This is a genomic window from Streptomyces sp. NPDC048331 (assembly GCF_043201215.1).
Taxonomy (GTDB): Bacteria; Actinomycetota; Actinomycetes; order Streptomycetales; family Streptomycetaceae; genus Streptomyces.
In genome coordinates this window covers 335,614-347,983 of sequence record NZ_JBICYT010000001.1, presented here as the reverse complement: position 1 = coordinate 347,983, position 12,370 = coordinate 335,614, and the positions used below count along the sequence as shown (strand labels likewise).

Here is a 12,370-nt window from a genome sequence, read left to right as displayed (position 1 = left end):
CATGCCGCCCGTCTTCGCCCACGGCCGACTCCGCCTGTACCTCCTCAAGTTGCTGGACGAGGCCCCGCGCCACGGGTACGAGGTGATCCGTCTGCTGGAGGAGCGGTTCCAGGGCCTGTACGCACCCTCCGCGGGCACCGTGTACCCGCGACTGGCGAAGCTGGAGGCCGAAGGCCTGGTCACCCATGCCACCGAGGGCGGGCGCAAGGTGTACTCGATCACCGACGCCGGCCGGGCCGAACTGGCCGACCGTGGCGGTGAGCTGGCCGACCTGGAACTGGAGATCCGCGACTCGGTCACCGAGCTCGCCGCCGAGATCCGTGACGACGTCCGGGGCGCGGCGGGTGACCTGCGCCGCGAGATGCGGGCCGCGGCCTCGGCCTCGGCGACCCAGGTCGAGGACGAGTCCTGGAAGGCCGCCAAGGAGGACCTGCGCAAGGCGCGGCAGGAGTGGAAGGAGCAGGCGCGCCGGGCGAAGGACGAGAGCCGCCGCGCCCGCGAGGAGGCGCAACAGGCCCGCCGCCAGGCCAAGGAGGCCCAGGAGCGGGCCCGCGAGGAGGTCCAGCGCATCGCGGGCCAGCTCCAGGAGCAGTTCGCCAAGTCCGGCGGCGTTTTGGGAAGCCTGGCCGGGGCCTGGCTCGGGAGCGGTACGCCGGGCTCGGGTTCGGCCGCGGGCCCGGGCGCGGGCTCGGCGGGCCGCGCGGCGGCGGATCCGGTGGTGGACGGGGACTGGGCCGCCGACCTGGCGCCCACCGGTGACCCGGCGCGTGACCTGGACCGGCTGCTGGACCGCTTCCGCGACGAGGTGCGTGACGCGGCGCGGGACCGCGGGGTGACCGCGGCTCAGGTGGCCGAGGCGCGCGGCCACCTCAAGGCGGCCTCCGGCCGGCTGGGAACCACGTTCGGGGCCAGGCCGTAGGTCGCCCGCGGCGCCGCAGCCGGGGCGTCGCCCCGGACCCCGCGCCTCGAACGCGGGCGGGTCCGGAAATGCGGGCTCCGGCCAGGGTGAGGATCGGGGTCAGGCCGCCAGGGTCGATTCCGTCGTGCTGTAGCTGACGCCGTGGTCCGAGAGGACCTCGGAGACGGTGCCGGGGCGGGAGAGCAGGGCCAGCAGGAGGTGCAGGGTGCCGATGTGCTTGTCCTTGCGGCCCAGGGCGATGCGCAGGGACTGCTCCAGCACCTTCTTCGCACCCGCGGTGAAGGGGACGTGGTGACCGCCGCCGCGGTCGTCCGTGCCCGCGCGGCCGAGGGCGGAGCGGAGCGACCCGCCCAGGGTCCGCCTGCGGGGCGCCGGGGTCGCGAGGACGCCCTCGCCGTGGGTCTCCTCGACACGGGAGACGATCTCGGTGAGATCGATGCCGAGTCCGGCCAGTGCCTCCTCGTCCGCCCGGGACATGCCGCCCCGGCGGCGGGCGGCCGTGAGGTCGGCGGTCACCGCCGCGCGATCCACGCCCAGCGGGTCCAGGGCGCCGAGGGCCAGCAGGGAGAGCAGCAGGTGCTCCTCGGTGACGGTGGCGGCCCCGCTCCGCCGGGCCTCGGTCACCGCCCCGGTCACGGTCGACCGGGCGTCGCGGGTGAAGCGTTCGAACATCAGAGCCTCCCGTATTTCTTGTGCACGGCCTGCCGGCTGACGCCCAGCTCGGCCGCGATCTCCTGCCAGGACCATCCCTGCGCGCGGGCGCTGCGTACCTGTACGGCCTCCAGCTGCTCCAGCAGCCTGCGGAGGGCGGCCACGGCACGCAGGCCCACGCGCGGGTCACGGTCACCGGCCCGTTCGGCGAGATCGGTGGCTTCGGTCATGGGTGTCAATGTAGGTTGACGCGAGAGGTTCGTCAACCCCGGTTGACATCAGGGGGTGAGGACGATCTTTCCGAAGAGGTCGCCCGACGCGAGCTTCTCGAACCCCTCCCGCGCCCGGTCCAGCGGCAGCACCTCGTCGATGACCGGCCGCAGCCCGGTGGTCGCGCAGAAGGCGAGGAGGTCCTCCAGCTCGTCCTTCGAGCCCATCGTCGAGCCGACCACCTTCAGCTCCAGGAAGAAGATCCGGGTCAGCTCGGCGTGCGCGGGGCGGTCGCCGCTCGTGGCGCCGGAGATCACCAGGGTGCCGCCGGGGCGCAGGGACTTCACGGAGTGCGACCAGGTGGCCGCACCCACCGTCTCGATCACCGCGTCCACCCGCTGCGGCAGCCGCGCGCCCGGCTCGAAGGCTTCCACCGCGCCCAGCTCCACGGCCCGCTTGCGCTTGGCCTCGTCCCGGCTCGTGGCGAACACCCGCAGGCCGGCCGCCTTGCCGAGGGCGATCGCGGCGGTCGCGACACCGCCACCGGCGCCCTGTACCAGGACGGAGTCCCCGGGGCGGACGCCCGCGTTGGTGAACAGCATCCGGTAGGCCGTCAGCCAGGCCGTCGGCAGGCAGGCGGCCTCCTCGAAGGTCAGCTCCGCGGGCTTGCGCAGCACGTTCCACGCGGGGACGGTCACCTGCTCGGCGAAGGTCCCCTGGTAGCGCTCGGTCAGGATCGAGCGCGGCTCGTCCGGGCCGACCCCGTGGCCGCTCTGGCCGATCACGGAGTGCAGGACGACCTCGTTGCCGTCCTGGTCGATCCCGGCGGCGTCGCAGCCGAGGATCATCGGGAGTCTTTCCTCGCCGAGGCCGACTCCGCGCAACGACCACAGGTCGTGGTGGTTGAGGGAGGTGGCCTTGACGTTCACGGTCACCCAGCCGGGCCGGGCCTCGGGGGCCGGGCGGTCGCCCAGCTCAAGGCCGTTCAGCGGCTGGTCACGGTCGATTCGGGCGGCGTAGGCAGCGAACATGCGGCGACGCTACCGCTCGGTAGGGGCCGGGTTCCAGACCTCCCGAGACCGCACGGGTGAGGCTTTCGTCGCACCCGTGCGGTCGCGGGGAAACGCAGAGGCCCGACCGGAGGGATCCGGTCGGGCCTCTGCGCGTACAGCTCGGCTCCGGTCTCAGACGAGGCGGGCCACTCCGTCGGCCTTGGCCGCGGCGGCCACGGCCGTGGCGACGGCCTCGGCCACGCGCTCGTCGAACGGCGACGGGATCACATAGTCGGCGGCGAGCTCGTCACCCACGACGCCGGCGATGGCGTCGGCGGCGGCGATCTTCATGCCCTCGGTGATCCGGGTGGCGCGCACCTTGAGGGCACCCGCGAAGATGCCCGGGAACGCCAGCACGTTGTTGATCTGGTTCGGGAAGTCCGAACGGCCCGTGGCCACGACCGCCGCGTACTTGTGCGCGACGTCCGGGTGGACCTCCGGGTTCGGGTTGGCCATGGCGAAGACGAACGCGTCCTTCGCCATCGAGGCCACCGCCTCCTCGGGGACCGTACCGCCGGAGACGCCGATGAAGACGTCCGCGCCGTTCAGCGCGGTCTCCAGGGAGCCCGTCTGTCCGGTCTTGTTCGTCAGGCCCGCGATCTCCGCCTTGACGTCCGTCAGGTCGGAGCGGTCCGCGGAGACGACGCCCTTGCGGTCGGTGACGCAGACGTCGCCGATGCCCGCGTCCACGAGGATCTTGGCGATGGCGATACCGGCCGCGCCGGCGCCCGAGATCACGGCGCGCAGGTCACCGAGGGTGCGACCCGTGAGCTTCGCGGCGTTGCGCAGCGCGGCGAGCGTCACGATGGCCGTGCCGTGCTGGTCGTCGTGGAAGATCGGGATGTCCAGCGCCTCCTGGAGGCGGCGCTCGATCTCGAAGCAACGGGGCGCCGAGATGTCCTCGAGGTTCACGCCGCCGAAGGACGGGGCGAGACGGATGACCGTCTCGATGATCTCGTCCGTGTCCTTGGTGGCGAGCGCGATCGGGACCGCGTCCACGCCACCGAACTGCTTGAAGAGGATGGCCTTGCCCTCCATGACCGGGAGGGAGGCCTCGGGACCGATGTCGCCGAGTCCGAGCACGGCCGTACCGTCGGTGACGACGGCGACCACGTTGGACTTCCAGGTGTACTCGTTCACCAGCTCCGGCTGCTCGGCGATGGCGCTGCACACCTTCGCCACGCCGGGCGTGTAGGCGAGGGAGAGGTCATCCTTGTTGGTGACCGGCACTGTGGCCTGGATGGCCATCTTGCCGCCCCGGTGCAGCGCGAACACCGCGTCCGGGTTGTTGTCCGTGACGCTGTCACTGCGAGGGTTGAAGATTTCCGCTGCCACTTCGTGTGACCCCTTAAGTCCTTTGAATCGTTGAGGGTGGCCACTCCTGGTTAAGGGGTGGGCGGGCACCGCGTCCGTACTCCGCGTCAACGGTTGGCCCGTCTCCGCGAAGGGGAGGTTCGTACGCGCGGGCGCGCCGCACGCGCGCCCTGAGCCCCGGATGAGGGGTGTAAGGATCTGTTCTACCCGAAGAACGCTCGCCCAGACGAGTCGATTCCCGCTCAACTGTAGGTCCCCTGCCCGGCTTTTGGCGAAAAGTCCAAACCTTGCCGTCCGGTGGGCGAGACGCCCCGTAGAAACTGCGGCAAAACCAGCAGGTCACAGCAGTATCTGCGGCCCCGAACCCTGTTCTCCGCAGTCCTGTTGGGCTACCCAGGGCGCCCGTTATGCGATTTTGACCTGACGGGCACCCTGAATGTCTCAGTCCGAATGGCAAGATGCCGTAATCACACAAGGTCGCGACACTCGATGGTGCGTGTTCGACCGTTTTTCGTTGCTTTTCCACCAGCGCCGGAGGAACCAAGCCATGACCGCTAGCACCACCCGTCGTACGACCGCCGCACGGTCCCGGATCGCCGCGGTCGGCGCGATCGCGGTCGCGGGCGCCCTGATCCTCACCGGCTGTGGTGACCAGACCGACAAGGCCTCCAGCACCCCGTCCGGCGCGGCCGCCGACAGCAGCGCGCCGCTCTTCGCCAAGCTCCCGAAGAAGATCCAGGACGCCGGTGTCATCAAGGTCGGCACGGACGCCACCTACGCGCCGATGGAGTTCACCGAGGGCGGCAAGATCGTCGGTGTCGACCCCGACGTGGCGGCGGCCATGGCCAAGCAGCTCGGCGTGCAGTTCAAGTTCGAGTCCGGCACCTTCGACACGCTGATCGGCAGCATGCAGACCGGCCGTAGCGACCTGGTCATGTCCTCGCTCACCGACACCAAGGCCCGTCAGGAGGGCCTGGACGACAAGGGCGCCAAGACCGGTGCCGGTGTCGACTTCGTCGACTACTTCTCCGCCTCCACCGGCATCCTGGTCAAGAAGGGCAACCCGGACGGCATCAAGACCCTCGACGACCTGTGCGGCAAGACGGTCGCCGTGCAGCGTGGCACCACGTACGAGGAGTCGGCCAAGACCCAGGCCGAGAAGTGCAAGACGGACGGCAAGGGCGAGCTCAAGGTCGAGTCCTTCCCGACCGACGCCGAGGCCCAGACCCGAGTGAAGGCCGGCGGCGCCGCCGCGGACCTGAACGACTCCCCGGTCGCCGCGTACATCGCGCAGACCGCCGGTGGCGGCAACGAGTTCGAGGCCATCGCCAACCCGACCGACGCCGGTTTCTTCGGCATCGCGGTGGACAAGAAGAACACCCAGCTGCGCGACGCGCTCAAGGAAGCCCTTGACGCGGTCATCAAGGACGGCACCTACAAGGCCGCCCTGGACAAGTGGAACGCGGGCTCCGGCGCCGTGACCGAGGCCAAGATCAACGCCGGTTCCTGATCTCCGCGTACCACCGCAGCACACTGAAGGGCAGTCACTGTGACTGACAAGCTCGACAAGGTCCCGGGCCCGGCGGACACCCCGCCGGCCGGGGCCGTCCCCCCCGAGGCCATCCGCGCCATCCCGGTCCGCCACTACGGTCGCTGGATCAGCGCCGTGGTCGTCATCGGCCTGGTCGTGGCTCTCGTCGTCGCCTTCTCGCAGGGCAACGTGCGCTGGGCCACCGTGCCGGAGAAGCTGTTCGACCCGACGATCCTCCGCGGTGTCGTCAACACGGTCTGGATCAGCATCACCTCGATGGCCCTGGGCCTGGTCCTCGGTATCCTCTTCGCCGTCATGCGGCTCTCGAAGAACCCGGTGACCAGCACCATCGCCTGGTTCTACATCTGGCTGTTCCGCGGCACCCCGGTGTACGTGCAGCTGCTGATCTGGTTCAACCTCGCCCTGATCTTCCCGATCCTGAACCTCGGGTTCTACAAGGACGAGATGACCCAGGTCATGACGCCCTTCCTGGCCGCCCTGCTGGGTCTCGGCCTGAACGAGGGCGCGTACATGGCGGAGATCGTCCGCGCCGGCATCCAGTCGGTCGACGAGGGCCAGACCGAGGCCTCGCACGCGCTCGGCATGACCCGCACCCAGACGATGCGTCGCGTCGTGCTGCCGCAGGCCATGCGGGTGATCGTGCCGCCGTCGGGCAACGAGTTCATCAACATGCTCAAGACCTCGTCGCTCGTGGTCGCCGTGCAGTACTTCGACCTGCTGCGTGCCGCGCAGGACATCGCCTCGACCTCGTTCGCGGTGATGGAGATGTTCTTCGTCGCGTCGATCTGGTACCTCGCCCTGACCAGCGTGTTCAGCGTCGGCCAGTACTACCTGGAGCGCCGCTACGCCCGTGGCGCGCTCCGCTCGCTGCCGCCGACACCGCTGCAGAAGATCAAGGCGAAACTGTCCAGCTTCTCGAACCGCAAGGCGGTGGCCTGATGACGACTGCCATGGTGAAGGCCGAGGGCGTCCACAAGTCCTACGGTGCGGCGCACATCCTCAAGGGCATCGACCTGGAGGTCGCCCCGCGTGAGGTCTTCTGTCTGGTCGGCCCGTCCGGCTCCGGCAAGTCGACCTTCCTGCGGTGCATCAACCACCTGGAGCAGGTCAACGCGGGACGGCTGTACGTCGACGGGCAGCTCGTCGGCTACCGCCAGAAGGGCGACAAGCTCTACGAGCTGAAGGACAGCGAGGTCGCGGCCCAGCGCCGGGACATCGGCATGGTCTTCCAGCGCTTCAACCTCTTCCCGCACATGACGGCCATCGAGAACGTGATGGAAGCCCCGGTCATGGTCAAGGGCGAGTCCAAGGCGGTGGCGCGCGAGCGCGCCGTCAAGCTCCTGGACCGGGTGGGCCTCGGCGACAAGGGCGGGAACTACCCCACCCAGCTCTCCGGCGGCCAGCAGCAGCGCGTGGCCATCGCCCGCGCGCTCGCCATGGAGCCGAAGCTGATGCTCTTCGACGAGCCCACCTCGGCGCTCGACCCGGAGCTGGTCGGTGACGTCCTCGACGTCATGCGGGACCTCGCCGAATCGGGCATGACCATGATCGTGGTCACGCACGAGATGGGCTTCGCCCGCGAGGTCGGCGACAACCTCGTCTTCATGGACGGTGGCGTCGTCGTCGAGTCGGGCCACCCCCGCGAGGTCCTGGGCAACCCCCAGCACGACCGCACGAAGGCCTTCCTCTCCAAGGTGCTGTAGTCCGCACCCGCGGACGGACGAGGGGCGGTACGGATCCCCGTACCGCCCCTCTGTCGTGTCCCGCGAGCCCCCGGTCGTGGCCCCGGGAAGCGAACCCGGATTTCCTACTTCAGACCTAGGACCAGGGCGTCCGAGGGGGAGCGCCAGACCGTACGGGCCTCCGCGAAGCCCGCGGCGCGCAGGGTCTCGGTGTGCCAGGCCTCGGAAGGGGTGTCGCCGTCCGCGTGCTCCCCGTAGATCTCGAAGCGTCGCTTCACCTGTTCGGCCAGCGCCGGCTCGGCGCCCGCCAGCGCCCACCACTCGCGCCAGTCCACCGCCCCGGCCGTCCTGGCCCGGTCCATGCCGGCGTGCCGGTGGGCGTGCTCGGCGGCGTCGATGCGCGGGGTGGCCGGGTCGGGCATGTGGTCGGCGTTCATGAACACCCCGCCCGGGGCAAGGAGCGGGGCGAGCTGCCCGTACAGGACGGCCAGCTCCTCGCTCGGCAGCCAGTGCAGGGCGGTGGCCGTCAGGATCGCGTCGTAGGTGGTGCGGGGGAGGGCGGAGCGCCAGTTCGGGTCCTTGAGGTCGGCGGTCACGAACGTGACGCGCGCGTCCCCGGCGAAGTGCCCCTCGGCGATGGTCAACAAGGCTGGGTCGAGATCGACGCCCGTACTGGTGGCTTCCGGGAACCGCTTGAGGACGCGGTCCGTGATACTTCCCGTACCGCATGCGAGATCCAGCACCCGGGGGGCGGGTCCCACCAGTGCCTCGACCATGTCCAGCATCACGCGGAACCGCTCCTCGCGGTCGGGCATGTACCACTCCTGCTGCCGGTCCCAGCTGTCCTGCCAGGCCTGCCAGTCGGTCGTGCCCGTCGCTTCGGTCGTGTCCGTCGTACCCGCCGCATCCGTCATCCCGAACCCCTCCGCACGTAATACCCTCGAATACGTCTCAGCCGTTACCGGAGACACTAATCCGCAGCCGTAAGGACTACAAGTGGAACTGGCCCATTACTCGGACTTCGCCGTGCGCCTGGTCAACACCGAGGAGCCGGCCCGCAACAAGGACTCGCTCACCTCGGTGGACGCTGTCCGCGCCCTGTTCGGCGCCAGTCAGCAGATGGCGCGCCGCGTCACCGACGGTGACGTCACCCGCTTCCGCAACGTCCGCGGCCGGCTGCGCTCCGTCTTCGAGGCCGCCGACGGCGGCGACGAGGTCCTCGCCGTCGACCTGCTGAACTCGCTGCTCATGGAGTTCCCCGTCAGCCCCCAGGTGTCCGGCCACGAGACCCTCGCCGACGACGGCCGCCCCGACTGGCACATCCACCTCGCCGAACACCCCTCGAACGCCTCCGCGGGCTACGCCGCCATGGCCGCCATGGGCCTGGCCTTCGCCCTCACCGAGCACGGCCCCGACCGCCTCGGCCTGTGCCAGGCCGCGCCCTGCCGCAACGCCTACCTCGACACCTCCACCAACCGCTCCCGGCGCTACTGCTCCGACCGCTGCGCCACCCGGGCGAACGTGGCCGCCTACCGGGCCCGCAAGCGACTGGAGGCCGAGGCGTCCGCCCACAGCGGGCGCAGCGCCGAGGCCGCCCAGGACAGCCGGGCCCTCAGCGAACGCTGATCCTCCTCGCGCGGCCGGAACCGCAGCACCGCCGTCGCCAGCACCAGCTCGGCGGGCACCGGCCCGAAGTCGGTGCTGTCGCCGGTCTCGTTGTACGGGTTGTCGCCGAGCACCCACCAGCCGCCGCCCGGCCGCCGCTCCACCGCGCGCTTGACCACCAGCAGGTCCTGCTGGAGCGGATGCCGCAGCACCACCACGTCGCCCGGCCGTACGGTGGCCCCGTACCGGACCACGAGCCGGTCCCCGTTCAGCAGCGTGGGCACCATCGAGGGCCCCGACACCTCCACCACCTCGAACCGCTTGCGCGGGCGCCCGTTCTCCACCATGCGTGTCCTCCTCGTCACCCCCGCATGCTGCCCCACGGGTCCGTACATTCGCTCACCGGTCCGGCCGAGCCCCTGGACTTTTGTCCTAAGCCCATGGGGGCGCCCGCGAAATCCGGTTCTTCAGCGAGTAATCTCCCCCTTGAGAAGACGATCACGAGGAGGACAAACTCCATGCTTTCCCGCCTCTTCGCCCCCAAGGCGAAGGTCTCCGCCCACTGCGATCTTCCGTGCGGCGTGTACGACCCTGCCCAGGCCCGCATCGAGGCCGAGTCCGTCAAGGCCGTGCAGGAGAAGTACCAGGCCAACGAAGACGCCGACTTCCGCGCGCGCGCCATCACCATCAAGGAGCAGCGCGCCGAGCTCGCCAAGCACCACGTCTCGGTGCTGTGGAGCGACTACTTCAAGCCCCCGCACTTCGAGAAGTACCCGCAGCTCCACACCCTGGTCAACGACACCCTGAAGGCCCTGTCGGCCGCCAAGGCGTCGAACGACCCGGCGACCGGCGCGAAGGCTCTCGAGCTCATCGCCGAGATCGACCGCATCTTCTGGGAGACCAAGGCCGCCTGACCCTGGGCGCCCCGAGGCTCTTCCCGCGCCGCCTTCCGCGGCGCACACGACACCGGCCCGACCGCTCCGAGCGGCCGGGCCGGTGTCGTTCGCGGCCCCTACGGGGCGTCCTGCCGACCGGGCCGCCCCAGTCCGTCGACGGCGTCCAGCGCCACATCCCACGGGTACGCTGCCGCGCGCCCCTGCCCCGGCAGGTTGGGCACGAAGCCGCCCTCACCGTAGAGCACCCGCACGCCGGCGTTACGCAGCGTCGCGATGCTCTGCTCGAACTGCGGGTGCTGGACGTAGGCGGCGTTCACGCACGGCATGACGGCCAGCGGGATACCTTTGCCGATGGCTTCGGCGACCACGCCGACGACGAACCGGTCCGTGAGTCCTAGGGCCCAACCGTTGATCGTGTTGAACGTGGCCGGGGCAACGAGGATCGCGTCGGCCGTGGGCCATACGTCCGGCTCTCCCGGCCGCTTGTAGCTGCTGCGGACCGGGTGTCCGGTGAGCGCGGCCAGGCCGTCGAGCCCTTCCGTGAGCCAGTCGGCGGCCGTCGGCGTCAGGCCGAGGCACACGTCCCACCCCCGAGACTGCGCGTCCTCGATCACGCGGGCGATGTCGAACACGGGCGGAGCGGCCGACCCGAAGAGGTACAAGGTGCGCGTCATGGCTCCTGGCCCGCCGTCAGTGCTTCTCGCCGAGGACGGTGCGCAGCCAGTCGAGCGGGTCCTGGCCCAGCAGCTCGTCGGCCAGCCGCTGCCCGGTCTCCGTGATGAGGCGGGCCCTGCTGTTGTCGATCCACCGCTGGGCATGGGCGTGCCCCTGGGCCTTGTACTCGATGCCCTGGAGCATGCACTCCAACTTGTCGGCGTCGCGTGCGCAGACGGCCTCCGGCGAATCCTTGGCCTCGTACTCGGCGACGAGTTCGTGAATCGCCGATGCCAGCCGCTCCGGCATGCCGAGGGTCTGATCGGCCGTGACGGCCACCGGGTCGGCGCTCGTCGCGTACTTCTTGCCGAGGTGGTTGACGTCCCCCGTGCGGGTCTCCTGGGTGTCGTGCCACACGGCGAGGAAGGCTGCCCGCGCGGGGTCGGCGCCTTCCAGTTTCGCGATGATGGACGCGATGAGCGCCGTACGCCAGGAGTGTTCGGCGACGCTCTCCGGGTCGTTGACGCCGGCCATCCACCAGCCCGTGCGGCGCGTGTGCTTGAGCGTCCCCGCCTCGTAGAGGAAGCCGGCCACCGCGGACAGGTCGTCAGCCACTGTGTCTCTCCTTCATGCCTCGGCGAGGCGGATCGCGTACCGAATGCCTTCCAGCTCCCGACGCGCGCGCGGTGAGAGCCCGGTGCCATCCAACAACACGGGTAACCGGTCCTGGAGGGTCCGCCCGGCGGTGGAGCGCAGCAGGGTGGGGCGTGCGGCGAGCAGGGCCCACAGGGTGTGAATATTCAGATCGAGGAAGCCGTGCTCGGGCGCGAGGCCTTTCACGAGGTGCTGGACCACTCTGTGGCCGTGCCATGTCCCGAGCCCGGGTGTGGCGATGAAGTCGTCGGAGAGCTGGAGGTGAGGGCTCTCACCGAGCCAGTAGGCCCAGTAGTTCAGATTCGCCGCCTCGCCCGCCTCTTCGTCCAGCGTGGTGGAGATGAAGTGCCGCATGCGATCTCGGTCGCCCTGGCGGGCGGCGACGGCCGCCACGGAGCGCGCCGCCGGCCAGCGGGTGAGCCAGTCCTGCGGACGCTCCGCCCGTTGCTGCGCGAGCCAGGCGGCGGTGTCCGGGGCGTCGTCGTAACCTGCCAGGTAGAGAGCCTGGCGGCGGAGCAGGAACTCGCCGGATCGGGCTTCGTCCGCGGTTCGGCGGATGCGTTGGAAGAACCGTCGCCGGTCGTCGGCCGACAGCGTCGGTCCGTCGGTGCTGGGGCCGCGGCGTGGCCTGCCGGCGGCCACGTGGGCGCGCATCGGCTCGGGGGCCACCCCGTTCAAGGGCCAGACCAGCACCTCGACAAGATCGCGTTGCAGGACCCACGTACCCAGGGGGCTGTCACCCGTGGGCCCGTCGTCGGTGAGTACGTGCGCCAGGAGGAGATCTGCCTCCAGTGCCTTCTCCAGGGCGAGGAGCAGTGCGGTGCTCGCACCCATGCGCATGAGCCGGTGGCGATGCGCCGGCATCTGCCCCACCGCCAACGAGGTCAGCGGCCGTCGCCCCGACTCCCAGCCCGCCACCGTGTCCACGGAGACCCTGAATGCCTCGGACAGGGACTCTTGCGTGTGACCCAGATGCTCCCGGACCAACCGAAAGACGTAGCCGGACACCACGCCGCCGCGACCGCGTTGCCGGCTCCCCTGACCGGGGGTCGGGGTGGGATCCACCGGTGCGCCCACGACACTCTCCCGCCTGCGAAATGTCACCAAAGTACCCGTACCGGGGGTCACTTCGTGTGGCGGTTTCCGATTCCTACGCTCGTCCCATCACCCGCTGAGGACCG

At 70.3% G+C, this 12,370-nt stretch carries 15 protein-coding genes; 6 read left to right on the top strand and 9 right to left on the bottom strand.

The window, feature by feature from the left end:
- The first annotated feature begins 1 nt into the window (after position 1).
- The gene (locus tag ACGFYY_RS01560) at positions 2-919 is read left to right on the top strand and encodes a helix-turn-helix transcriptional regulator (protein ID WP_393706552.1); all 918 of its coding nucleotides are present in this window, start codon (positions 2-4) and stop codon (positions 917-919) included.
- Between the two features lie 99 nt (positions 920-1,018).
- Here the strand turns inward: ACGFYY_RS01560 and ACGFYY_RS01555 are convergent, their stop codons facing one another.
- From ACGFYY_RS01555 to ACGFYY_RS01540, 4 genes are all read right to left on the bottom strand, one after another.
- Entirely contained in the window at positions 1,019-1,591 is a 573-nt protein-coding gene (locus ACGFYY_RS01555) for a Clp protease N-terminal domain-containing protein (RefSeq protein ID WP_393706551.1), read from the bottom strand.
- Positions 1,591-1,800 (bottom strand): helix-turn-helix domain-containing protein, encoded by a 210-nt coding sequence (locus tag ACGFYY_RS01550; RefSeq protein WP_030013034.1) that lies wholly within the window; start codon positions 1,798-1,800, stop codon positions 1,591-1,593. Before ACGFYY_RS01550 ends, ACGFYY_RS01555 begins: the two co-directional genes overlap by 1 nt.
- A 48-nt stretch (positions 1,801-1,848) precedes the next feature.
- Complete coding sequence (locus ACGFYY_RS01545; protein ID WP_393706550.1) at positions 1,849-2,811, bottom strand: zinc-binding dehydrogenase; 963 nt, start codon at positions 2,809-2,811, stop codon at positions 1,849-1,851.
- Positions 2,812-2,964: 153 nt separating this feature from the next.
- Complete coding sequence (locus ACGFYY_RS01540; protein ID WP_030764414.1) at positions 2,965-4,167, bottom strand: NADP-dependent malic enzyme; 1,203 nt, start codon at positions 4,165-4,167, stop codon at positions 2,965-2,967.
- Positions 4,168-4,693: 526 nt separating this feature from the next.
- Here ACGFYY_RS01540 and ACGFYY_RS01535 point away from each other — a divergent pair.
- Genes ACGFYY_RS01535 through ACGFYY_RS01525 form a run of 3 tightly spaced genes read left to right on the top strand, consistent with a single transcriptional unit; the run spans position 4,694 to position 7,401 of the window.
- Entirely contained in the window at positions 4,694-5,656 is a 963-nt protein-coding gene (locus ACGFYY_RS01535) for an ABC transporter substrate-binding protein (protein ID WP_365266623.1), read from the top strand.
- A 39-nt stretch (positions 5,657-5,695) separates the two neighbouring features.
- Positions 5,696-6,637: an amino acid ABC transporter permease gene (locus tag ACGFYY_RS01530; RefSeq protein ID WP_030764408.1), complete on the top strand. Its 942-nt coding sequence runs from the start codon at positions 5,696-5,698 to the stop codon at positions 6,635-6,637.
- Complete coding sequence (locus ACGFYY_RS01525) at positions 6,637-7,401, top strand: amino acid ABC transporter ATP-binding protein (protein WP_030764406.1); 765 nt, start codon at positions 6,637-6,639, stop codon at positions 7,399-7,401. The genes ACGFYY_RS01530 and ACGFYY_RS01525 overlap by 1 nt, the downstream gene beginning before the upstream one ends.
- Positions 7,402-7,505: 104 nt before the next feature.
- On the opposite strand, the gene ACGFYY_RS01520 is transcribed toward ACGFYY_RS01525, so the two are convergent.
- Positions 7,506-8,294, bottom strand: a complete 789-nt coding sequence (locus ACGFYY_RS01520) for a class I SAM-dependent methyltransferase (RefSeq protein ID WP_365266621.1) — start codon at positions 8,292-8,294, stop codon at positions 7,506-7,508.
- 82 nt (positions 8,295-8,376) lie between these two features.
- On the opposite strand from ACGFYY_RS01520, the gene ACGFYY_RS01515 reads away from it, so the two are divergent.
- Positions 8,377-9,006, top strand: a complete 630-nt coding sequence (locus ACGFYY_RS01515; RefSeq protein ID WP_033218713.1) for an ABATE domain-containing protein — start codon at positions 8,377-8,379, stop codon at positions 9,004-9,006.
- Here the strand turns inward: ACGFYY_RS01515 and sodX are convergent.
- On the bottom strand, positions 8,910-9,332 hold the full coding sequence (gene sodX, locus ACGFYY_RS01510) for a nickel-type superoxide dismutase maturation protease (RefSeq protein ID WP_365266618.1): 423 nt from the start codon (positions 9,330-9,332) through the stop codon (positions 8,910-8,912). The two genes, ACGFYY_RS01515 and sodX, sit on opposite strands and share 97 nt — an antisense overlap.
- Before the next feature lie 171 nt (positions 9,333-9,503).
- Here sodX and sodN point away from each other — a divergent pair, with 171 nt between their 5' ends.
- Positions 9,504-9,899, top strand: coding sequence for a superoxide dismutase, Ni (gene sodN, locus ACGFYY_RS01505; RefSeq protein WP_030009413.1), 396 nt, complete (start codon positions 9,504-9,506; stop codon positions 9,897-9,899).
- Between the two features lie 98 nt (positions 9,900-9,997).
- Here sodN and ACGFYY_RS01500 read toward each other — a convergent pair whose 3' ends face one another.
- Genes ACGFYY_RS01500 through ACGFYY_RS01490 form a run of 3 tightly spaced genes read right to left on the bottom strand, consistent with a single transcriptional unit; the run spans position 9,998 to position 12,266 of the window.
- A complete protein-coding gene (locus tag ACGFYY_RS01500; protein ID WP_393706549.1) occupies positions 9,998-10,555 on the bottom strand; it encodes a flavoprotein in 558 nt (185 codons plus the stop codon).
- A 16-nt stretch (positions 10,556-10,571) separates the two neighbouring features.
- The gene (locus tag ACGFYY_RS01495; protein ID WP_393706548.1) at positions 10,572-11,150 is read right to left on the bottom strand and encodes an HD family hydrolase; all 579 of its coding nucleotides are present in this window, start codon (positions 11,148-11,150) and stop codon (positions 10,572-10,574) included.
- Positions 11,151-11,162: 12 nt separating this feature from the next.
- Positions 11,163-12,266, bottom strand: coding sequence for a helix-turn-helix domain-containing protein (locus tag ACGFYY_RS01490; protein ID WP_393706547.1), 1,104 nt, complete (start codon positions 12,264-12,266; stop codon positions 11,163-11,165).
- Between the last annotated feature and the right edge of the window lie 104 nt (positions 12,267-12,370).

Bases quoted from the DNA above. Each gene is read 5' to 3' on its own strand.
- ACGFYY_RS01560 (WP_393706552.1), top strand. From the start codon at position 2: ATGCCGCCCGTCTTCGCCCACGGCCGACTCCGCCTGTACCTCCTCAAG.
- ACGFYY_RS01555 (WP_393706551.1), bottom strand. From the start codon at position 1,591: ATGTTCGAACGCTTCACCCGCGACGCCCGGTCGACCGTGACCGGGGCG.
- ACGFYY_RS01550 (WP_030013034.1), bottom strand. From the start codon at position 1,800: ATGACCGAAGCCACCGATCTCGCCGAACGGGCCGGTGACCGTGACCCG.
- ACGFYY_RS01545 (WP_393706550.1), bottom strand. From the start codon at position 2,811: ATGTTCGCTGCCTACGCCGCCCGAATCGACCGTGACCAGCCGCTGAAC.
- ACGFYY_RS01535 (WP_365266623.1), top strand. From the start codon at position 4,694: ATGACCGCTAGCACCACCCGTCGTACGACCGCCGCACGGTCCCGGATC.
- ACGFYY_RS01525 (WP_030764406.1), top strand. From the start codon at position 6,637: ATGACGACTGCCATGGTGAAGGCCGAGGGCGTCCACAAGTCCTACGGT.
- ACGFYY_RS01520 (WP_365266621.1), bottom strand. From the start codon at position 8,294: ATGACGGATGCGGCGGGTACGACGGACACGACCGAAGCGACGGGCACG.
- sodX (WP_365266618.1), bottom strand. From the start codon at position 9,332: ATGGTGGAGAACGGGCGCCCGCGCAAGCGGTTCGAGGTGGTGGAGGTG.
- sodN (WP_030009413.1), top strand. From the start codon at position 9,504: ATGCTTTCCCGCCTCTTCGCCCCCAAGGCGAAGGTCTCCGCCCACTGC.
- ACGFYY_RS01500 (WP_393706549.1), bottom strand. From the start codon at position 10,555: ATGACGCGCACCTTGTACCTCTTCGGGTCGGCCGCTCCGCCCGTGTTC.